General features: G+C 36.4%; 23 protein-coding genes and 3 tRNA genes. 13 read left to right on the plus strand and 13 right to left on the minus strand.

Annotation, left to right across the window (positions count from 1 at the left end; translation table 11 throughout):
• Positions 1–170 precede the first annotated feature (170 nt).
• Together WFK35_RS02010 and WFK35_RS02015 are read left to right on the plus strand one after the other, a co-directional pair.
• Positions 171–1,694: a trypsin-like peptidase domain-containing protein gene (locus WFK35_RS02010; RefSeq protein WP_214591173.1), complete on the plus strand. Its 1,524-nt coding sequence runs from the start codon at positions 171–173 to the stop codon at positions 1,692–1,694.
• Positions 1,695–1,741: 47 nt separating this feature from the next.
• Positions 1,742–1,960 (plus strand): hypothetical protein, encoded by a 219-nt coding sequence (locus tag WFK35_RS02015; protein ID WP_336731108.1) that lies wholly within the window; start codon positions 1,742–1,744, stop codon positions 1,958–1,960.
• On the opposite strand, the gene WFK35_RS02020 is transcribed toward WFK35_RS02015, so the two are convergent.
• Genes WFK35_RS02020 through WFK35_RS02030 form a run of 3 tightly spaced genes read right to left on the minus strand, consistent with a single transcriptional unit; the run spans position 1,961 to position 5,438 of the window.
• A complete protein-coding gene (locus tag WFK35_RS02020) occupies positions 1,961–2,413 on the minus strand; it encodes a hypothetical protein (RefSeq protein ID WP_108409502.1) in 453 nt (150 codons plus the stop codon).
• Complete coding sequence (locus WFK35_RS02025; protein WP_214588314.1) at positions 2,413–2,793, minus strand: RidA family protein; 381 nt, start codon at positions 2,791–2,793, stop codon at positions 2,413–2,415. The genes WFK35_RS02020 and WFK35_RS02025 overlap by 1 nt, the downstream gene beginning before the upstream one ends.
• Before the next feature lie 56 nt (positions 2,794–2,849).
• Positions 2,850–5,438 carry a putative LPS assembly protein LptD gene (locus WFK35_RS02030; protein ID WP_214588313.1) on the minus strand — a complete coding sequence of 863 codons (2,589 nt, stop codon included), beginning with the start codon at positions 5,436–5,438 and terminating at the stop codon, positions 2,850–2,852.
• A 65-nt stretch (positions 5,439–5,503) separates the two neighbouring features.
• Between WFK35_RS02030 and WFK35_RS02035 the strand changes: the two genes are divergently transcribed.
• From WFK35_RS02035 to WFK35_RS02060, 6 genes are all read left to right on the plus strand, one after another.
• Positions 5,504–6,790: an N-acetylmuramoyl-L-alanine amidase family protein gene (locus tag WFK35_RS02035; protein WP_336731109.1), complete on the plus strand. Its 1,287-nt coding sequence runs from the start codon at positions 5,504–5,506 to the stop codon at positions 6,788–6,790.
• A 56-nt stretch (positions 6,791–6,846) separates the two neighbouring features.
• Positions 6,847–6,921, plus strand: a tRNA-Glu gene (locus tag WFK35_RS02040).
• 10 nt (positions 6,922–6,931) lie between these two features.
• Positions 6,932–7,252, plus strand: a complete 321-nt coding sequence (locus WFK35_RS02045) for a hypothetical protein (protein ID WP_214588311.1) — start codon at positions 6,932–6,934, stop codon at positions 7,250–7,252.
• 67 nt (positions 7,253–7,319) lie between these two features.
• Positions 7,320–7,574 (plus strand): 30S ribosomal protein S20, encoded by a 255-nt coding sequence (gene rpsT, locus WFK35_RS02050; RefSeq protein ID WP_076391798.1) that lies wholly within the window; start codon positions 7,320–7,322, stop codon positions 7,572–7,574.
• A gap of 11 nt (positions 7,575–7,585) precedes the next feature.
• Positions 7,586–7,657, plus strand: a tRNA-Glu gene (locus WFK35_RS02055).
• Positions 7,658–7,752: 95 nt separating this feature from the next.
• Positions 7,753–7,824 (plus strand) — tRNA-Glu (locus WFK35_RS02060).
• Positions 7,825–7,976: 152 nt separating this feature from the next.
• On the opposite strand, the gene WFK35_RS02065 is transcribed toward WFK35_RS02060, so the two are convergent.
• The 10 genes from WFK35_RS02065 to WFK35_RS02110 all read right to left on the minus strand — a co-directional run bounded on the left by WFK35_RS02065 (position 7,977) and on the right by WFK35_RS02110 (position 16,715).
• Complete coding sequence (locus WFK35_RS02065) at positions 7,977–8,918, minus strand: transporter (RefSeq protein WP_336731111.1); 942 nt, start codon at positions 8,916–8,918, stop codon at positions 7,977–7,979.
• A 6-nt stretch (positions 8,919–8,924) separates the two neighbouring features.
• The gene (locus WFK35_RS02070) at positions 8,925–10,001 is read right to left on the minus strand and encodes a cytochrome-c peroxidase (RefSeq protein ID WP_336731112.1); all 1,077 of its coding nucleotides are present in this window, start codon (positions 9,999–10,001) and stop codon (positions 8,925–8,927) included.
• Positions 9,994–10,821 carry an MbnP family protein gene (locus WFK35_RS02075; protein ID WP_336731114.1) on the minus strand — a complete coding sequence of 276 codons (828 nt, stop codon included), beginning with the start codon at positions 10,819–10,821 and terminating at the stop codon, positions 9,994–9,996. Before WFK35_RS02075 ends, WFK35_RS02070 begins: the two co-directional genes overlap by 8 nt.
• 181 nt (positions 10,822–11,002) lie before the next feature.
• Positions 11,003–11,371 carry a hypothetical protein gene (locus WFK35_RS02080; RefSeq protein WP_336689130.1) on the minus strand — a complete coding sequence of 123 codons (369 nt, stop codon included), beginning with the start codon at positions 11,369–11,371 and terminating at the stop codon, positions 11,003–11,005.
• Positions 11,372–11,375: 4 nt separating this feature from the next.
• Entirely contained in the window at positions 11,376–12,050 is a 675-nt protein-coding gene (locus WFK35_RS02085) for a superoxide dismutase (RefSeq protein ID WP_056012323.1), read from the minus strand.
• Between the two features lie 109 nt (positions 12,051–12,159).
• The gene (locus tag WFK35_RS02090; RefSeq protein ID WP_336731117.1) at positions 12,160–12,840 is read right to left on the minus strand and encodes an SCO family protein; all 681 of its coding nucleotides are present in this window, start codon (positions 12,838–12,840) and stop codon (positions 12,160–12,162) included.
• Positions 12,827–13,102, minus strand: a complete 276-nt coding sequence (locus WFK35_RS02095) for a YHS domain-containing protein (RefSeq protein ID WP_029297872.1) — start codon at positions 13,100–13,102, stop codon at positions 12,827–12,829. Before WFK35_RS02095 ends, WFK35_RS02090 begins: the two co-directional genes overlap by 14 nt.
• A gap of 385 nt (positions 13,103–13,487) precedes the next feature.
• Positions 13,488–13,850, minus strand: coding sequence for a hypothetical protein (locus WFK35_RS02100; protein ID WP_336731118.1), 363 nt, complete (start codon positions 13,848–13,850; stop codon positions 13,488–13,490).
• Positions 13,851–14,292: 442 nt separating this feature from the next.
• Positions 14,293–16,251: a heavy metal translocating P-type ATPase gene (locus WFK35_RS02105; RefSeq protein WP_336731119.1), complete on the minus strand. Its 1,959-nt coding sequence runs from the start codon at positions 16,249–16,251 to the stop codon at positions 14,293–14,295.
• Between the two features lie 44 nt (positions 16,252–16,295).
• Positions 16,296–16,715: a Fur family transcriptional regulator gene (locus WFK35_RS02110; protein ID WP_336731121.1), complete on the minus strand. Its 420-nt coding sequence runs from the start codon at positions 16,713–16,715 to the stop codon at positions 16,296–16,298.
• 461 nt (positions 16,716–17,176) lie between these two features.
• Here WFK35_RS02110 and WFK35_RS02115 point away from each other — a divergent pair, with 461 nt between their 5' ends.
• From WFK35_RS02115 to WFK35_RS02135, 5 genes are all read left to right on the plus strand, one after another.
• Positions 17,177–17,350: a hypothetical protein gene (locus WFK35_RS02115; protein WP_336731123.1), complete on the plus strand. Its 174-nt coding sequence runs from the start codon at positions 17,177–17,179 to the stop codon at positions 17,348–17,350.
• Entirely contained in the window at positions 17,344–17,856 is a 513-nt protein-coding gene (locus WFK35_RS02120; RefSeq protein ID WP_336731124.1) for a hypothetical protein, read from the plus strand. Before WFK35_RS02115 ends, WFK35_RS02120 begins: the two co-directional genes overlap by 7 nt.
• A gap of 494 nt (positions 17,857–18,350) precedes the next feature.
• Positions 18,351–20,021, plus strand: coding sequence for a hypothetical protein (locus WFK35_RS02125; protein WP_336731126.1), 1,671 nt, complete (start codon positions 18,351–18,353; stop codon positions 20,019–20,021).
• A 2-nt stretch (positions 20,022–20,023) separates the two neighbouring features.
• Positions 20,024–20,737, plus strand: coding sequence for a hypothetical protein (locus WFK35_RS02130; RefSeq protein WP_336731128.1), 714 nt, complete (start codon positions 20,024–20,026; stop codon positions 20,735–20,737).
• Between the two features lie 579 nt (positions 20,738–21,316).
• Positions 21,317–21,724, plus strand: coding sequence for a type II 3-dehydroquinate dehydratase (locus WFK35_RS02135; RefSeq protein ID WP_336731130.1), 408 nt, complete (start codon positions 21,317–21,319; stop codon positions 21,722–21,724).
• Positions 21,725–21,742: the final 18 nt, after the last annotated feature.

The raw sequence follows: 21,742 nt of genomic DNA on the forward strand, positions 1-21,742 counted from the left end.
GTTAATTGAGATTTTAAAATTTATGGGATAATGCATAAATTATTGCAATCGCTGTTAAATTTTAGTTAAAAATGAAACATTACACACCAATTGCATACGTATTTAGCATTAAATTTGTTTACAGTAAAATGAAAAAGTTAACATCAATAAATAACAAAGAAAGATATACAATGAAGAGTACTTTAAAAAAACTATTACCATTTGCAGTAGTGGGAGTTATTTCCGGTGCTACTACGGTTGGAGGATTACAATATTTTAATCACGATTCCAACAGTGCAGATCAATCATATTTTACAAAATCTTCCAATGTTTCCTTTGCGGGAATGAATTCTGCTGCAGTAGGAGATGATTTTGTAAAGGCTGCCAAAACGACAGTTCCGGCAGTGGTAACCATTAAAAACTATCAGTCCAGAAGTACAAGCAGAGCTTCTGAACAGGATATGTTCGATTTCTTCTTCGGAGATCCTTTCGGAGGAAGAGGACAGCAGAGACAAAAGCAGCAGGTTCCCGATAATATGCCTTCAGGAATGGGATCGGGAGTAATTATTTCGCCGGATGGATACATCATTTCGAATAACCACGTTGTTGCAGGAGCCAATAAGCTGGAAGTTGTTTTAAGCAATAAAAAATCTTATATCGCCACTTTAGTAGGAACAGATCCGAACACAGATATTTCCCTTCTTAAAATTGAAGAAAAAGGATTGCCTTATTTAAATTTTGCAAACTCTGATAATATTGAAGTAGGACAATGGGTACTTGCCGTAGGAAATCCTTTGGGATTAAATTCTACCGTTACAGCAGGTATTGTATCTGCCAAAGGAAGAGGAATCGGAATTTTAAGTTCACAGGGAAAAGCAGCCAATCCGATTGAAAGTTTTATCCAGACCGATGCGGCTATTAATCCGGGGAATTCAGGAGGAGCTTTGGTCAATACAAACGGAGATTTAATTGGTATCAACTCCGCTATTCAGTCTACCACAGGTTATTACCAAGGGTACGGATTTGCAGTTCCTGCAAACTTAGCGAGAAAAATTGTTGAAGACATCAAAAAATTCGGTATCGTACAGAGAGGATTCTTAGGGGTAACTTCTTTAGATCTTTCAGACGATCAGCTTGTTGCAGCATACAATAAAGATAAAAAGACCAATTATAAATCCGGTTCAGGAGTTCTGGTAACAGGATTTGGAGAAAGCAGCGGAGCAGAAGATGCAGGATTAAAAGTAGGCGATATCATTACTCAAATTGATACAACACCAATTACAGATTTTGCAGATCTTTCCATTGCGATCGGAAGCAAACGTCCCGGAGATAAAGTGACGGTAACTTATCAGAGAAACGGAAAACCTTCCACAACAACGGTTACTTTAAGAGATCAGAAAGGAGGCACTTCTACAAGAACCAAAGCGGATCTTAGTGTAACGGAAAAAATCGGAGCCGATTTCCAGAGTATTGATGATAAAACAAAAGCGTATTATGGGCTGAACAGCGGAGTAATCGCCAAAAATGTAATTGAAGGCGGTGAAATGGCTAAAGCAGGAATCGTAGACGGATACATCATCACAGAAATCAACGGGAAACCTGTAAACTCACAAAAAGACGTAGAAAACATTCTGAATAAGTTCACCGGAACTGCTCAGATCAAATACATGGATGATTACGGAAGAGGATATCAGAGAGGATTTAAAATGCCTTAATTTACAGAGCTAAACTTCACTTCATATCAAAAACCCGGCTGCCTCAAATGAGGCAGCCGGGTTTTTTTAGTTTAATATTCAGAAATATCTTATTTATTGAAAAAGAAATCCTGCAACTGAAATCAGCAAACCAGCCTTCCGGAAAGCTTCCTGCAACCCTGCAACAGCTTTTCAGGGAATCGGGAAAGGATGTTTCACCCCTGCAGCAAACTTTCCGGAAACTGATACACAAACAAAAAACGCTGCAACCTGCAACGTTTTTATAATTATGATTTATTCATTTTTTCAGCGATTCTTCTTTTCTTCTTTCGTTCATAAATGACTTCTACAATCTTACCTCCGATCCACGAAAACGGGAAGAACGTAAGAAAAATAGAGATTTTATAGAAGGTAGGATGATAAGGAAAAACAATAACATCCAGCATGGCTATAAAAAGCATAATGAAACCGATAAGAATAGCATAAGCCACCTTAGCATATTTTACGATAATGGCAGTTGCCACACCTCCCACTGTAGTTCCCAATCCGGAAATAAACAGCAGAAAGCCGAAAAACGCACCGTCGTTCTGCTTGCTCTGAAGAAATCTCTGCCAATGCTCAAACGGAGCAAAAGCGTCGAAATTTACCCATTGCGGAAATGCTCTTATCCCAAGAGTAATAATGAGTCCTGCAATTCCAAGACCTACGATAACCGCAATTGTATTTCTTATAAAGTTCATTAATCCTGATGTGCAATCATAGAAATTTCAATATCCACATTTTTCGGCAGGCAGGAAACCTGTACCGTTTCGCGCGCAGGGAAGCTTTCAGCATCCAGATAGGAAGCATAAATATCATTCATTACAGCAAAATCATCCATACTTTTAAGAAAAATGGTAGCTTTTACAACATTTTTAAAAGTCATTCCTGCTTCCTTAAGAATAGCATCCAGATTCTTCATTACTTGATGCGTTTCCTTTTCAATCCCTTCTACCAGCTTTCCGGTTGCAGGATCTACAGGGATCTGTCCGGAAATATACAATATTCCGTTTGCCATATTGGCTTGTGAATAGGGTCCAATAGCAGCAGGAGCATTAACAGTGTTGATTACTTTTTTCATGAAAATTTATTTTGGATGCAAATATAAAATTTATATTCTATTTCTAGAATCAAATATTAGAAAGGTGCATTAGGCTGTGTAAAACTTCTGTCTTTATACTTCAGCGCATCGCTTAAGATATTGGCTTTGATGCCGATAAAGAAGTCATATACTTTATACTGCCCGAAAGGAACCCAGTTGAAATTAATGGTAAAACTTCGCTGATCTCTTGCAAAACCAATTCGGGTATATGCCAGTTTCTGCGTTACCATATCATAGTGCGTACTCCCATTGATGTTCCAGTACGGGGTAAGTTTAATACTCCCGTCGAGCCCTACAGAAGCAAGCTTGGTCGGGGTTCTGGATGCCGAACTTTTCGTGTAGGCATAATTTGCATTTACGTTTAATGTCCATGCCTGATTGAAATGCGCATAATTATCATCATCAAAATAATAATTTTCATTTCTAACCTCCCCCTTCGTTTTATACTTTTTGGCATAATCTGTTTTCTCACCAAAAATTTCGCTGCTTAAAGGATAAGACATCTGAACATTGAATCCCTGAACACTAAAGTACCCGAACTGCTCTGTTCGGATTCCCGCATCCTGCCCCGGAAGGAAGATAATTTTATACGGATCTAAAGATAAACTCGTATTAAGGCTTAGCTTATTATTAAAGAAAGAAGACTGCCCCGTAATCGTAATAATAGAAAAAGGGTGATCTTTTGCTGCAAAATTATAATTTCCGGAAAGGTTAAGAGATTCAAAAATCTTTATCTTCTTCACGCCTGTAGAATCACTTTTCGATCTTACTTTCATTTCCAGATTGTTTCCGATGTTAAAGCCTAAAGCTCCCACCAACCCTGTGGTCGGGCTTCCGATAATTCCGCCTTCAAAAATAGAATACGGGGTTAAAGCTCCGTTCGCGTCGTAATAATTTTTAAAATATCCATAGCCGGAACCTCCGAAATCCGGAGAATAGGTAAACCCGATACTTGGTGTCATCATGTGTCTGATGGCTTCAATCGCAGAACCTTTCTTAAAGTTTGCCTGTCCGTACAAAGTCGTCTGAATACTTGCTGTGGTAGAAAATGTAGAATATCCGGAAATTCCTTTATTGGTTTCCGTGATTACTTTATTCTGAAGCGGATCGTAGAATTTATTGATGGTTTTTGTAGTTAACGCATTATCAATATTCGCCCCTAAACTGAATGTGAAATATTTCGCAACAGTTGTATTGGTTCCTAAAGCAATGTTATTTTTAACTCCCGTCTGTAATTTATCCCACATTGCTGCTTTAAACAGTTCCCCTTCATTGGTCTGAACAAAATTAGATAAATTCACCCCAGTATTTACGGTTAAATTCTCAAGCAGACCGGCGCGTACTCCCGTTTTTGACTTAAATAAGTAAAACTGATTAATTGCCACGTTCATCTGTGGCAGACGCAGATCTGATAAACCGGTTGCAAAATTCTGAGAATACGAAGCTGTTCCCGTAATGGTAACCGGAAGTTTTAAAAATCTCTTTGTAATGGTAACCGTAGAGTTCTGCTGGGTGTTTAAAACATTCTGATTTAAGATATAATTGTTGTTCAGTGTATTGTTATAAAACTTCGTACTTACAATATCTACCGATGCCGAAAACGTGAGGAAAGGATTGGCTTTTGAATCCTGCGTATGTCTCCACGCAATTCTGTATGTTCCTGTTTTGCTGTAATTATCCAGACCTTTGATTCCGCGAACCATGGTTCCGATGTCCGCAGAAAAATTTCCGGAATAGCGGTATTTCTTTATATAATTCATCTCCGGCCGCAAATTCCAGCTTCCTTTCGTATAAATATCCGAAAGAATTTTCAGATCGAAATGCTCTCCTATCGGCTGATAGTAGCCCAGACTATTCAGGAAAAATCCTACATCCTGTCTTTCCCCGAAACTCGGGATCAGAATACCTGCGGATCTTTTGCTTGAAAAAGGAAGAATCGCAAAAGGCATGATAAGCGGAGTGGGAACCTGCTCTATATACATCTGAATCGGTCCCGAAACAATGGAAGATTTATTTTTTGTTTTTACAAGTTTAAGATATCTTGCTCTTAAAAAATAATCTGCCGCTGTATCTTTTTTCTTGATGTAATAATCGTCGGTTGTATAATCTGCGCGGCTCATCGCGAAAATACTGTCGTTGTATTTTTTGGTTTTGTTTGCCGTAATTACCCCTTCACTTTCTTCGGTTCTTGCATTATAGGCAATTGCCTGTCTTGTTAAGGTGTTATACTGAAATTCTGTGGTTTCATATTTCTTCCCGGCCTGCGTTGTAATAACAGGCTCGATAATTTTACCCAAAGAATCCTGTTTTCCGCGTGCATACATGAGATGTTTCTGCTCATCAATGGAAATATAATCCGCATCAATCTGCATATCCTGGTATTTCACCTGGGCATTTTTGTTCAGATACACCATTTTTTTCTGGAAATCTCTTCTCTGATAGTCCGCTTTTGTCTGCAGCACAGATTCCAGAGGCTCCTTTTTCAGAACAATGGTATCTTTTTTGGAAATAGTATCATTAACCGCATTTTCAGGCAATTTTTCAGGCTTTTGCTGTGCTAAAAAATTGTTAAAAATTAGGATAATTAAAATTTGTAATATATTTTTGGAGACGGTTTTGACCAATTTTTTGTTATATTTATATGTAAACAATTAAGGCTCAAAATTAATATAAATTTTAAAACTGTAAGATGCACAAAGTAAATTTTAAAATAATTTTATCATTTCTCTTCATCCTGTTTACCAACTTTATTTTTTCGCAAAAGAAATTTACCATTGTTTTGGACGCCGGACACGGGGGAAGTGATTACGGAGCTAACAGAACCTACACCGATATCGGAAGGATCTCCGAAAAGGATGTAACGCTTGCCATTACCCTTAAAGTTGGGGCAATGCTGGAAAAAAATAAAGATTTTAAAGTAATCTATACAAGAAAGATCGACGAATATCCTTCGTTATCCGACAGAACCAATCTTGCGAACAGAAGCAAAGCAGATCTTTTTGTTTCCATACACTGTAATTCTTCCAAAAAACCAACTGCTTACGGAACAGAAACTTATGTACAGGGACCGGATCAGAACGACACCAATCTTGAAGTGGCAAAAAGAGAAAATGATGTAATTTTCCTTGATGAAAAAGATAAGCAGACCTTTGGCTCTTATGATGCAAGCTCACCGGAGTCTTTAATCGCCCTGAAGCTTCAGCAAAGCAAATATCTGGAATCCAGTCTTCTTCTTGGCGGACTGGTAGAAAATAATTTTGTGAATAAAGACAAAAGAAGTTCCCGCGGGGTGTTCCAGAAAAACCTGCACGTTCTCCGTATGAATGCGATGCCTTCTGTATTAATTGAAACCGGATTCATCAATCATCCCGAAGAAAGCCATTATCTGGCATCTGAAAAAGGACAGGATGAAATTTCGGAAAGTATTTATCAGGCAATTATTGATTATAAGAAAGCGATCGACAGGAAATCCGGTGTTTCGGCAGTGGTGAAAAAACCTGAACCGGATAAACTGGCGGAAGTAGCGCTGAAAAACGATTTCAGAATCCTATTGCTTAGCTCTCCTGAAAAATACAACGACGGAGATCCTGCTTTGAAAGGTTTAAATTACATCCTGCCTATCAAAGAGAACGGACAGTACAAATATTATTACGGGGTTACCAACCTTGCTTCTGTAAGAGATATCAACATTAAAACAGCAAAAGACGCAGGGTTTAAAAATGCATATGCAGTTGGATTTATGCCGAACCAAAAACTGAGTACAGGATACTATACGATTGAAGTATACGTTGGTGAAAAACTGAATGGAAATTCTTTCATTCTTCAGACGCTGAAAGATGTGGAAAGAAATAAAGAAAGCGGAGTTTTCTATTATACATACGGAAAAGTGTATTCTCTGGAGGATGCAGTGAAATTACAGAAAGATCTTGAGGCTAAAGGAATTAAGAATACTGTAATTCAAAAAGTTTTCAAATAATAAAAAATAATTTTGAAGTTAAAAAGTTAATTATTACTTTTGCGACCTCAAAATTTGGCCTATTCGTCTAGTGGTTAGGACTCAAGGTTTTCATCCTTGCAACAGGAGTTCGATTCTCCTATAGGCTACCAAATTTATATCATGCCGGATTTAAAAATACAAGAAGCAAAATTGCTTTTTAAGAAAATCCACTCTAACCCAAAAAGTTACGATTTAAAAATCAATGAAGGCGGGATAACAGGCAGTGATGATAAAATAAGTTTCAGACTTGACAGGACTGGAGAAAGGGTCACTTTTGAAGTAACGATTGACGGACTTACCTTCACCAATACCACTGGAGAATGGAACAATGCGATAGTAATGCTCAGCAACACTATCAAAAAAATAGAAAGAGAAGAAGAGAATATTAAAATAGAACAGGCAATAGATAAACTCAGAAAATATTTATCCGAAGAAAATTAAAAATTTTTGAAAATAAATTTGGAGAATAAAAAAAAAGTTTTTACTTTTGCACTCACATTTGAACGATATGGCAAATCATAAATCAGCATTAAAAAGAATCAGACAAAACGAAGTAAGAAAACTTCGTAACAGATACTACCACAAGACTGCTAGAACAGCAATGAAAGTGTTAAGAAATGAAGAAGATAAGGCTGCTGCTGCAGAGCAATTGCCAAAGGTTATCTCTTTGTTGGATAAGTTAGCTAAGAAAAACATTATCCACAAAAACAAAGCAGCTAACTTAAAAAGCAAATTAACTAAGCACGTTAATAAACTAGCTTAATAAGTATAGTTGGCCCGTTCGTCTATCGGTTAGGACCTCAGATTTTCATTCTGGTAAGAGGGGTTCGATTCCCCTACGGGCTACAAGACTTAATTACTACTCTAACCTGGTAATTAATAAGAGTTGAAACTTATAAAAACAAAAAAGCTAACCCTGTGATTATTCGCAGAAATTAGATGGCCCGTTCGTCTATCGGTTAGGACCTCAGATTTTCATTCTGGTAAGAGGGGTTCGATTCCCCTACGGGCTACAAAAGAGATTCATTATTGGATCTCTTTTTTTGTTTATTCATCTTGCAGAAAACCATCTATTTCATCTCATTCTTAATATTAATTACTACAGTTTAGAAAAGAAAAACCTCCACTGTACAATGAAGGTTTTGGGTAGAATTATATATTAAAGTTATATTCCGAAATTCACGAAAACGCTGAAACGGGATTTGGCTTCTATGTCTCCTCCGGCAAGATTTGTGTAAGCAGGAAGCATTACTTCACTTCCCAAACTGAATTTTTTGTAGGAGGCTTCAAAACCCAGCTTTCCGTATAAAGCGCTTCCGGCGGTTTTAGGCATTACTTCTCCAAACTGTCTGTTCCAGTCGAAGACTTCCCCCTGCATTCCGAATTTTCCGGATATAATACTGTTTTCATTTTTCCAGAGTCTGTAAAATCCCGTTGCCGCATAATTCCACTGGTTTCCGAAACGGTAATGTTTTTTATTTTCTGTTTTTAAAGTATAATCGGTGTTCAGCAATACCGCCAGTTTATCTTTCTGAAATTTATAATTCAGAACCATCTGATAATCCCAGCTTCCGGTTCCGAGCTGAAAACTCGGATTTACTCCGGTGATTCCTTTTTCATCGAATCTTCCGATCGGAATTTTCACTCCGAAACCTCCGTTCAGTTGATGGGAAGAATCTTTGGAATCAATGATCTGGTAAATTCCCATCACATTTGCATCCCCGATTCCTTCAATTCTGATATCTCCCTGTAACGTTTTCTTGGTGTGAAACTGAAACGGAATACTTGCATACACACTTACATTTTTAGCAACCGGAATTTTTCCCCAAAGCTGAAGCGTATTGAAATACTGATCCTGCGTAAGATCATTGACGAATAAATTTTCTTTGGCTCTGTAATGTTGTGCAAAATATTTAACGCCGATAAACTGAGGATTTAGTAAAGATTCAAAACCGGAAGAACCGTTTCCTGCGGCACAGCCACACGCATCACAATCATCAAGTATAATTGGAATAAATTCTTTTGGAATAAATAAACTGTCGTGGATTTCTTTTGCCTGACTAAAAAAACATCCGGCTAAACCCAATGTTAAAAATATCTTCTTCATGATTTATTATTCTGCAAATTTTGGATTCGTTATAAAATTTTTATCGCTTAACGTTTTCAGAAATGCGATGATGTTCTGTTTTTCAGAAGCGGTCATCGGAATTCCGAGGTGCCCGTTTTGTTTCATCAGCGGATCGAGGTTGGGTTGATTTTCTACATTTTCAGAATAAAAATTCATGACTGCTTCTAAACTGTAAAATCTTCCGTCGTGCATGTACGGAGCGGTATATTCTACATTTCTGAGACTTGGAACCCGAAATTTCATATTATCATTCCAGTTCAGTGTTACACGATATCTTCCTCTGTCGTCAAACTGCGGATTATAATACATTCCTGTATTTCGGTAACTTTCGTCGGTAAATAAGTCTCCCGAATGACAAGCCGCACATTTATTCTGAAACAGAGCCATCCCCTGATTTTCTTCAGCGGTGAAAACGGCGTTTCCTTTTTTCATTTGGTCGTACTTTGAATCGGCGGAAATCATGGTTGCCATAAACTGGGAAATAGCTTTGAGAATTCTTTCCCCGGTAATATTTTCGTCCCCGAATGCGGCTTTAAACATTTTCTTGTAATTTGCATCGGCATTTAATTTTCCTACCGCTTCAGGAAGAGAACTGTCCATCTCGAAATCTGTGGTGATGGGAACCAGAGATCTTTCGTCCAGATTGTGACCGACTCCGTCCCATGTATAATTTTTCAGAAATGCCATATTCTGTATCGGCGGCGCATTTCGGATGCCTAATCTGTCATCGATTCCATGACTTACGGTATGACCGTGATGGGTGAAAGCATATTCCTGAATATGGCAGAATCCGCATGAGATGGTATTATTTCTGGATAATTTCCCTTCATAAAAGAGTTTTTTTCCAAGCGCTACTCCATTCACCGTGACCGGATTTCCTGTAATATCAAAAGTGATTTCCGGAAATCCTGATGGTTTGTCAAGACGATAGGCTTCATCTTTTGGCAAAGGTTCAATAACCTCATCATTTGTGCAGGAAATTGATGCAAAAGCTAAAAAGAACAGGAAAATCCAAAGAGAGCCGGATTGCCCTCTTTTGGATTGCTGGAAACAATTAATCATTGTGAACGTGGTCTACTTTAAACATTTTTGAAACATTGTTCGTCACATTCACCAGATGCTGGTTCGATCCCATTGCCATCTCATTGGAACTGTCCAATGTTAAAGCAGTTTGTCCGCTTAAATATTGATTAAGATCTGCCAAAATATGAACGGAAGGGGTTATTTCTTTTGATACTCTTGCTGTTGAAGGAAAATCAAGGGTGATTTCACGGTAAAGATCAGGTGTATTGTTGGCTGAAGTATTGCCCATATTTCCGCAGTGGTTCATGAATTCTGTAGTGACTGAAGAGGTTCCGTATTTGCCTTCGAGTTTTGTGAAGATGTATCCTGCCGCCCAAGACCAAGCCATTCCTGCTGTTTTTGCTTTCTGCCAGAAAACGCCCTGCCCGCTTTGTCCCAAAAGATAAGCGGACTGACTGATTCCCAAACCGATTCTTACTTTTTTGTAATTGTTTTTAGGAATTTCTTTCAGGTTGATGTAATTGATTCCGGCAACAGCTTCTGCCTGATCTACGATAAAGGCTCCGTTATCCGGATCGTTGTAATGGTATTTGAATTCTCCTCCGTTTTCATCGATTAAAGTGATGTTGCTGATGACATATTTCAGGGTTGAAAACTGGTGTTTTTGTCCGTTGACGGAAGTTTGTGTGGTCTGGTTCAACACAATGTCTCCAAGGTTATTGAATCCGTTTTCGAATTTTAGCTGAAGGTTTCCGGGAGTGGAATCTGCTGCCTCATTGTCATCGCCGGTTCTGCATGATGAAAGGGTAAATAAAGTAAGGGCAATAAAGAATAGTGATAAAAATTTATAGATTTTCATTGTTGATTTTTTAGTGATAAAATATATTGATATGCCCCATCGCGATAGGGATGGAAGCGGTTATCCTTTTTTTGGATTCTGACGAATGGAAGAATCTAAAAAAAGATAGTAGCGGACAGCCCGACCCGTGCAGCGGGAAAAGCCAGGGAAAGGGGATCGCCCAAAATGATAAAATGATGCACTAAAAAACCGGTGGTCTGAAAATAGGTTTTAAAAACAGAAAGGAATACGCGGTTTTGTACAGAAAATGAGCGTTTGAAAAGAATGCGCTTTCTGTTGTATGGATTTTGGTGATTTCAGGAAGAAGGTATATATCAAGAAGTTTCTGTCCTGAATTTTTTGTTTTGTTTAAAGGGGAAGAATCGGTGTCATTGGTTTTAGCAATCTCCTTGCTCAGGTAACATTTTCCGTTACAGTGAATTTCGGGATTGCTTTTATTGATACATAATACTTCGGAGATGTAATCATAATTTACAGCATATTCCACCAAGGGTACCAGAGGTCTGAATACCACAAATAAGGTAAGAAATATGCTGCAAATTAAGTTCATTGGATTATTTTTTGCTGATGGCTTCTTCGTATCTTCTGCTGATTTCTTTCCAGTTGGTTACGTTCCAGATCGCGGTTAAATAATCTGCTCTTTTGTTCTGATATTTCAGGTAATATGCGTGTTCCCAAACATCGATCCCGAAAATCGGTGTTCCTTTTTCTTCCACAACATCCATCAAAGGATTATCCTGATTGGGTGTCGACGAAACAAATAATTTTCCGCTCTTATCCACAGAAAGCCATGCCCATCCTGATCCGAAACGGTCGGCTCCGGCTTTTGCCATCTTTGCTTTAAAAGCATCCATGCTTCCGAATGTTTCGTTGATCGCTTTTGTAAGTTTTGCAGAAGGCTGTGTATTTTTTTCCGGGGTTAAAACCGTCCAGAACAACTCGTGATTGTAATGTCCTCCTGCGTTATTTCTTACAGCAGCCGGTAATTTTGAGGCATTCGACATGATTTCGAACAAGGTCTGTTTTTCCTGCGGCGTTCCTGCGATTGCCTTATTCAGGTTCGCAACATACGCTGCTGCGTGTTTGGAATAATGAATTTCCATTGTCTGTGCGTCGATATTTCCTTCCAACGCATTGTAAGCATACGGCAACGGCGTCTGCTTAAACTGTGCAAACGCAAACTGCGCTGCAAAAACTGCACTGAGGGCAGCTACTTTCAAAATCTTCATAACGTTTTGTTTTTTGTGGTTTATTTTGGCTGGAGATGGGTGATGGAAGCTTGAAGTTCTCTACATACTCCATAAAACTTCCAGCCTCTGACTTCCATCTTCCAAATCTCTATTTCAATAATTTCTTAATATCTTCTATTAATATTTCTCTGTCGGGATGGTATTTTCCGGTAAGCTTCGGCGTTTTACCTTCCGGATCTTCATAATTTAATCCCGAATAATACAAAATCGGCATATTGTCTTTATTGTAGCGGCAACGGATATTTCCTTCTTTATCCACAAGGGCAATCATTCCGCTGTGATTAAGGCTTTCGCTTTCGTCTTCTTTATCTCCGACATAGATATTGAACTGATCTGCCAGTTTCCCGATATAATCTCTGTCTCCTGTAAGAAAATGCCAGTTCGGAGATTTTACTCCGATTCTGTCGGCGTGTTCTTTTAATGTTTTCGGCGTATCATTTTCCGGATCGATGCTTATGGAGATGATTCCGAAACCGGGATTGTTGATTTCTTCTTCAATGGCTCTCATGTTGGTGTTCATGACCGGACAAATCGTAGGGCATCTGCTGAAGAAAAATTCTACCAGATAAACTTTTCCGAGCATGTCTTTATTGGTGACGGTTTTGTTGTTCTGATCGGTTAATGTAAAGTCCGGAACTTTCATTACGGTGTACAGATTTTTTTTTAAATACCCCATTCCGACACCGATCCCCAGAAAAAGCAAAGCTATAATTACAATCGGAACGATTACTTTGCTTTTGGAATTGCTGGTCTTTTTATTTTTTGGCATATTTCTCAGGATTCTTTTTGAATTCGTCTTTACAGTAAGCACTGCAAAAACCGTACGTTTTATTTTTATAGACTGCCGTATCTTTCATATCGGCTTCAGTGGGCATATTGCAGATCGGGTCTACCGCATTGGCAAATTTCACTGTTTTTGTTCCGGAATTTGCGGCTGTTTTTGCTTTTTTATGCTTTACTTTAGGGGTTTCCTGTGCACATGCCATTAATGAAACAGACAATAATGCTGTTAAAATAAGTTTTGATTTCATTTTTATTTACATTGAAATTAATAATGTTTGAATGGATTGATTTCTTAACTAAACTTACTGATGAATTCCTTGCTTATCCTTAATTAATCATAATGCTTAATTTAAACGCAAAGGTCCGCAAAGTTTATTTTAACTACTAACTGTTTTTAAGTTTGCAAAGGCGTTCTACTTAGCAAAGAACCCAAAGATTTTTATGACGACAAATTACGGACAGTCATATATTGCTTAATTTTAACGCAGAGTTTGTAAGAGATTTTGAATAGTAACTTCTTTTTAAGTTCGTGAAGGTACTTCGACAAGCTCAGCATAAACTAAACACTTAGCGAGTGATAGCTAGAAACTTTATTCACAATTAATTCAGTTAAAGAATTAGCTGAAAATAATATTAAACTAAAGGAGGATGGAATATTCTGGAAAAATATTCTGAAGTATGGAAATTGATGTAACGTGAGTCTGAGTTTTTGTTTAAAACGCTAAACTGAATGTTATCTGAAAAGGAAAGAATTTCATGGGAGATAAAAACATCAATTCCTGAAATTTTTACTGTCTGATTGTTATTGGACTGTTTTTCTGTTTTTGCCAGTTCTTTGGCAACGTAGCATTTTCCTTTGCAGGTAGATTGTGGAATGTTTCTGTTTTCGCAAAGGTTTTTTACGATATAGTCATAATTAACGGCATAATTAATCAAAGGCAAAACGGGACGTAATGCAATCGTAAAAATGATAAATATGGAAACGAAAAACTTCAATGCGATATTCTACTCTACAAATATACTACTGAAATTTTGTTTAAAGGCAAATTATGATGAAAGTCAGTTTTGGTAATGGTTTAATTGTACGCTATATTTTCGCAAAGATTTCTTAGATTCCAAAGCTTTGGATAAATAATTTAAAGCATTAAAAATCTTAATAATCTGCGGGAGCTTTATATTTCTCACGCGGATTATGCAGATAAAGCTGATTATTATTTTATGATGCCCCCCGATTTTCACAGATGAGTAAGATACTTTATGATGACTAAAAAGAATCTGCGTAACCTGTAGGAGAAAAATAAATTTTGGCTAAAGCCGAATTGAAAAATTTATCCTTACAAACGGGCTAAAGCCCGTTCCTATTGATGTGTAAACTTATTTTGACAATATATGCGGAATACAATAAACTTCTATCATCCCACTTCCCTCTTCCGGCTTATTAAAACCTCATCTTTTGAATTCTCACGGCATTCAGGATAGCGAGTAAAGCGACTCCTACGTCGGCGAAAACAGCTTCCCACATAGTCGCCAAACCTCCGGCTCCGAGAATTAGAACAACGGCTTTGATAGAAAATGCCAGAATGATATTTTGCCACACAATTTTCTTTGTCTGTTTTCCAATGTTTATGGCCATCGGGATTTTACTGGGCATATCATCCTGAATGACAACATCTGCTGTTTCAATTGTCGCATCACTTCCCAATCCGCCCATTGCAATTCCGACATCGCTTAACGCAACAACGGGAGCATCATTCACTCCGTCTCCTACAAAAGCAACGGTTTGATTTTTTGCCTTTATCTCCTTCACTTTATTCACTTTGTCTTCGGGAAGCAGATCTCCGTAAGCATTCTGAATGCCTAAAATATCGGCGACGTGCTTCACCACAGAGGATTTATCTCCGCTGAGCATTGTGGTTTTTACTCCTAAAGATTTTAATTTATTAATGGTTAATTGTGCATCAGTTTTAACAGAATCTGCAATTGTTAAATACCCGACAAATTTGTTGTCATACGCAACCGCTATTAGAGTATACACGATATTTTCAGTCTGAATATCGTATTTGATACTGAATTTATCCATCAGTTTAAAGTTCCCGACAAGCAGCTCTTTTCCGTTGATAACTGCCTTCAAACCGTAACCCGCAATTTCTTCTGCATTTTCCAACAGAATCGAATGATCGACTTCTCCCACATATTCATGAATGGCGGTTGCTACAGGATGTGAGCTTTTGCTTTCCAGAGCATTGACGAGTTTTAAAATTTCATCGTTATTAAATTCATCATTAAAATTAACTTCCTGTACTTTGAACACGCCTTCCGTCATTGTTCCGGTTTTATCCATAACAACGTTTTGAACGTTTGCGAGAATATCTAAGAAATTGCTTCCTTTAAATAAAATTCCGTTTCGGCTTCCTGCTCCGATTCCTCCGAAATACCCCAAAGGAATAGAAATCACCAAAGCACAAGGACAGGAAATCACAAGAAAAACCAATGCTCTGTACAGCCACGCTCTGAACTGATACTCTTCTACAAATAAATAAGGTATAAATGTGATTCCGATTGCAAGAAATACGACAATCGGGGTGTAGATTTTCGCAAATTTCCTGATGAATAATTCGGTGGGAGCTTTTTGAGCGGTTGCATTCTGAACGAGTTCTAAAATTTTGCTCAGTTTGCTGTCTTTGTAAGCAGTTGTCACTTTTACTTCGCTTACAGTATTGAGATTGATCATTCCGGCTAAAACAGTTTCACCTTTTGTTTTGGTATCAGGTTTACTTTCTCCGGTTAATGCAGAAGTATTGAATGAGGCGGTTTCGGACAGCAGTTCTCCGTCCAGCGCCAATTTCTCTCCGGATTTTAATTGAATAATGTCTCCGATATTTACTTTTTCGGCTTTTACAATTTGTGGTTTTCCGTCTTTTAAAACGGTTACTTCATCGGGACGCTGATCGAGTAAAGATTTGATGTTGGTTTTGGCTCTTGTTACCGCCATTGCCTGAAAAACTTCTCCAACAGAATAAAAAAGCATGACTGCAACGCCTTCCGGATACTCTCCGATGGCAAAAGCGCCCACGGTTGCGATTCCCATCAGGAAAAATTCAGAGAATATATCTCCGTTTTTTATGCTTTCGAACGCTTCTTTCAAAACCGGAAGACCAACAGGAATATAGGCGATTAAGTACCAAACCAGACGAATCCAGCCGGAAAACCATTCTGCTTTGATGAAATTATCTAAAGCGATTCCTATTAATAACAATCCAAAAGAAATGATTGCGGGAAGAAACATCCTGAAAACAGACTGATCTCCTGTATCATGAGAATGATCGTGATCATGGTTGTGACCTTCATGATGATGTTGATGTTCTTTTTTCGGTTTTGTGTTGCAGCATTCTTCCATAACTTAAATTTTTATTCAAAATTACAGTCAAAATGCGTGCAATACTATTGCAAACTTTCCAGGCAGTTTTCGCAGATTCCTTTGGCAAAAAGTCTTATTTCATCGATCCTGAATTGGGTCTGAATGTTTTCGGGAAACGAAATATCTTCTTTACAGGTGGTCTGTTTGCAGATTTTACAATAGAAATGGAGATGCCAGTCTTTGTGGGTATGTTCATCACAGCCATCGTGGCAGAGTTTGTATTTTGTTGTTGTATTTTCCTGAATGCTGTGTACGATTCCTTTTTCTTCAAATGTTTTCAGAGTGCGGTAAATGGTTGTCCGGTCTGCACTTTCGAAATGATTTTCAATTTCCGAAAGAGAAAGGGCGGCTTCCTGAGAACTCAAAAAATCGTATACCAAAATCCTCATGCTTGTAGGCTTGGTATTCTTATTCATTAATTTATTCTCAATGTCCTTTTTCATACTATTTATATTTGATGGATCTGCCCTTTCAAAGTTAGCAGTTTTAAAATTTGTTTAATTGTTATAGAGCATAATTTATATAAACTTAGTGTAAGAATTCTTAATATTATCTCTGTTTACCTGAAAAATACAAATCTCAATCTTCCATACTGCGATAAAAATGTTCCACAGTGCAATAAAAATCTTCAACAGTGCAATAAAAATCTTCAACAGTGCAACAAAAATCTTCAACAGTATAATAAAAATGCTTAATACTGCAATAAAATTACGCAACACGGCTTTAAAGATGGTGTAAAAAGTAAAATTTATCCTAAACAATACACCGTTTCATGTAAATACTAAATTAAAAATAATCAACAGTATTAATAATCTTCTAAACAGTGCATTAAAACCATACAAACCTCTAAAGATGAGTGATTAAAGTGTATATTTATTTTCCGAATTTTTAAAATAATTATATAATGGGAATCTTAAAAGAAGAGTATGTACCGATTGCTGATGCATTACTAACTAGTTTAGCTAGAGACTTAGCCATTTTTGAAGAAGAAAATCATTTGTTCAATGCTTCCTATCTTTCGGCAATGCAAAGCAAGACGGATGAGGTAGGGCAAAGGAAACCGGAGACGCATTGCTGATACAGCAAAAGCAGACTACAAAAGAGCTTTATACATTGGGCAAAGAACTTTCTAAACCTATGAAACTGCTGAATCTGGTTTTTGATAAAGCGGGAATAAAAAATTCTTTAACCAGCGAGGTACTGAAAAAAGTAAACAAAAGAAATTTTGAAGGCGTCCTGGTGGGGCTTAAATCTCTGAAAGATGTTGTTGCAGCCAACAACGCTCTATTAACATCCTGTGGAATGAAAGCCGATACCGAAACGGTGCTTCAAAACGCGTTTGATGCCATTACGGCAAAAAGCAATGAACAGAGCAGCTACCAACAGCAAAGAAAAGCGTTTACCTCTGCCAACAAAGGCATTTACAGGGAGCTGTATGTCTATATAGGTGACGTGGCAAGATTGGGAAAAATTATATTTCAGGGAGAACAGAAGGCTTCTGAATACACTCTTGAAAACCTTATTGCTTTGGTAAATTCTTCCAGAAAAAACAAATCTATAGATGATACCCAAAATAAAGGATAACCTTTGAAAAAAATTTTGATGCGCTACAAAAAGTAATATTTTTATTTCTATATTAGCATCCATAATTTTAACGAAACAAGCGTAAGCTATCAATTTGTACAAAGAAAACTGCGAATCTTCTTAAAAGGACAAATTATGATAGACTTACGCCCGTGTACCTATAACTGGCACGGGCGGAGTCTTTCTTGTCCTTTGGGTTCTTCGCAGTACCTCTTTGTCAGATTGGCTTTTGCTCCGTGCCTTTTGCATGATTCTATCTCCTGATCAATTTTGTCTAAGGCTTTTTATTAAAATTAATACGGCAGCTTTTGTCGTACTGCAAATTTATTTTTGCACATGAAAATGTTTAATTAAAAAACTTAAAACGATGAAAACACTGAATAGGTCGGGATAAAATAAACCGTAAGACAAAAAATGTAAAATATAGGATTCTCCCTATGTTGAAATATCAAAAAAAATTATAATTTAACACTCGAAAAAAAATTAATAACAAAATGAAAAAATCTTATTTCATAATGCTTATGGCATTAATGTGTATTTTCTCCTGCAGAACAGAAAACACTTCAGATACTCTATCTGATCAAACGCACAAATCGAAGTTTGATGCAAGCTTTAAAGAAGTATTGCAGGCTACAAAATCTCCGGATGAAAGCTCTTTGATGGCAAAAGTACAGGACTTTACGGAAGATTATAATCCTTCTGATTTTATCATGGATACAGCCAAAATAAAGAAAACCTTAAAGAATGGCGAGGTTACCGAATACGCAATATATCTAAAAAAGAAAAATGAAACTGAAATCGGAGTCTTTTATAATCTGGTATTTACTAAAAAGATAGACAGCTGGAAAAAATATTTAGTAAAATTTACCCCTGCTATTATTCCTGAGACCAATAACAAGATTGGTTACAAATGCGAGTTTATTTCAAAAAAAGCACAGGCTTCCAAGTGCGGATCTTCTTTTTATATGACAGAGTATTTCCAATGTTGGGCAGGACATACAGACTCCAATGATGGAGATTGTAATGGATGCTGGAGATTAGGCTCTTATGGTATTGCAAATACCTGCGATGAGGAAGCTCCGGATGATTTTAACGGAGCAGGAGATAATTACGGTGGCGGTGTAACTCCTAATGTGGATGGGCTTATCCATGTGTATGCAGACCCTTCTCATTGGGCTCTGTATAACAGTTTATCGGCTGAAAATAAATTTAAATGTTATCAGGCTTTGCTTTTGTCGAGTGATACGAGTTATGTAAATTTTTCAATAGATTTCTTTAGTAGTAATCCTACGGTAACAATACAGCAGTTTCTGAATTGGTTTATGTACGATATACACATTACCACAGATATGGATGCGCGTGTAAAATGTATCCTGCAAAAGATGGCGGGTGATACCAATATTTCAGATGATAAAATTACGCTTCCCATTACTCCGGCATCAGACAATCTGTTTCAGAAAATGCTGCGTATGTTTAATGGCAATAATGCTCCAAAACTCACTTTTAAATATGATCCTAATCTTCCAGCAACAGGAGCATATGCTTCAACAAAAAGCTATGATGGCGGAGCATCTTATGAAATTGTTTTAGGAGCTGATATCCTACAAAGTTCTAATATAAGAATAATGACTATTTTAGCCCATGAATTAACTCATGCATTTATGCTAAATGATTTAACCCAACTAAACATGATTGAATGGTATAACGACGGAACAGCACATATTTCAACAGGGAATGCACAGAATGCTTGTAATCAGAATGATTTTTTCAGTAATAATCCTGATCATTATTTCGCGAATTTATTATGCTTATATATGACAAATTCGCCTAGTAGTCTAAACCAGTGGCAACACGAAATTTTTGAAACTCCAACTTTTGATATAAATTCTTATATACAAAAACTGACAAACTATGTGAAAAATAATCATGATTGGAATAGCGAATCTGCAAGCTGGACTTCATCAATGCAAACATATTATGGAAATAATTGGAAATATGAAGTAGCTTTAAATTTACAAATGGATGGAATTAGACAGACAAGCCATTTTGCAAGTTGGTCTAATAAAACTCCAACTCAATTTCATAATGAAATAGTAAGTATAATAGATAATGGTCATTTACCCAATACAAATAATAGTTATCCAGCAAATAAAAACTGCAATTAATTATGAAAATATATAGCTTTATAATAATTATTTCCCTATTGAAAATTAATTTTTGTTTTGCTCAGGAAAAGAAATCAGACACTCTATTTATTTTAACAGATTTTGCGAGAGAAAAAGAATTATATTTTAACAAAATTTCTCCCTTACAAATAGAAGTAAGGGAGGAAAAAGAAATTCCTAGGGTCTCTCCCAGTGGTTTGATTTCTTACAAAGAAAAAATACCTGCAATAAAAATTATTCCAAAAAATAAGGTTCTTTATGATTTGATGTCAAAGAAGCGGTTGAATACTTTTCCTATTGGCATTCAGAAAAATATTTGTTTTAGTGATAAGAAATTTCAGAAATCAGGGTGTAACGCTATACGTCAAGGAATTACTTTTATCCATAGAGATATAGATAATGAGTTTTTAAAGGATTATAATACCTATCTTGATGTAAAAGATACTATTGAGAAACGAATAGAGATAATTTTACTTCCTCATAAAACTCCAAGAAATACTTATGGTAAAATTATTATGAATTTAGATATTATTAAAAATAAATATAATTATACAGATCTTTCGGAATTTACTAAAAGAACTTTTTTCTTTGATTATCATGGATTAACTGAGCTGGCAAAAAAGTATAATACTATTTATATTGAAAGTGAAAGAATTGACCCTAATACCATTATTTTTGAGAAAGTAGAATATGAATATTATATTGATGATATGTAATTTATAGACAATAATAAATTCTATTGTTTAAGCAATTAAGATGAAAAGCCGCAAAAAATCTGCTGTTTATAATTTTTTAAAATATTATTGGTTCAACATTTTCCTTTTAAAATTACAAAATCATAAATAAGTATATATTTTTATTACGTATCGTTTTTATCATTGCATTCATAATTCATTTAATCATTAGATATTTGAATCCTTTTTCCGAAAAGGTAAATGATAAATTATTAGCAGTATCTCTTTATGTTTCTATTATAAGTCTTGTTAGTGTATTACTAATCTATATACTGAGAAATTATTTACGATTACAAGATAGAAAATAATAGTATGGAAATAAATGAATTTAGCCTTGGATTATTTGTATGGCAATCTATTATATTTTTATTGCTCATACTATTAATTTATTTTGTTTATAAAATTTACAAAAAGCTAAAATGAAAAGAAAACCGCAGAAAATTTCTGCGGTTTTAACTTTGTTAAATTTTAAAATACCATCAAATAAAATTTTAAGAATAGAGGAAATTTTGCATTTAAATGTGTTTTTAAAATGTGCTATCTTTGAATAAATTATTTTCAATGAAAATTCTTATCGTGAATGGTCCCAATCTGAATTTATTAGGAACCAGAGAGCCAGAAATTTACGGAACAGTCTCCATGGAGGATTATCTGGATCGTTTAAGAACCGATTTTCCTTCGCATCAACTGGAATATTATCAGTCTAATATTGAGGGTGAAATTATCAACCAGCTTCAGAAAAATGAATTTGATGCCCTGATTATTAATCCGGGAGCTTTTACACATTATTCTTATGCTATTGCCGACTGTTTAAAAAACATCCGTAAACCAAAAGTTGAGGTTCATATCAGCAATATTTACAAAAGAGAAGAATTCCGCCAGAAATCTGTTACAGCTGCAAATACGGATGCTGTCTTATCCGGTTTCGGAATGGATGGTTACAGACTGGCTATTCTGAGCCTGAAGTAATTTATTCAACGAAAATCT

Source organism: Chryseobacterium sp. VD8 (assembly GCF_037149975.1).
Lineage (GTDB): Bacteria > Bacteroidota > Bacteroidia > Flavobacteriales > Weeksellaceae > Chryseobacterium > Chryseobacterium indicum.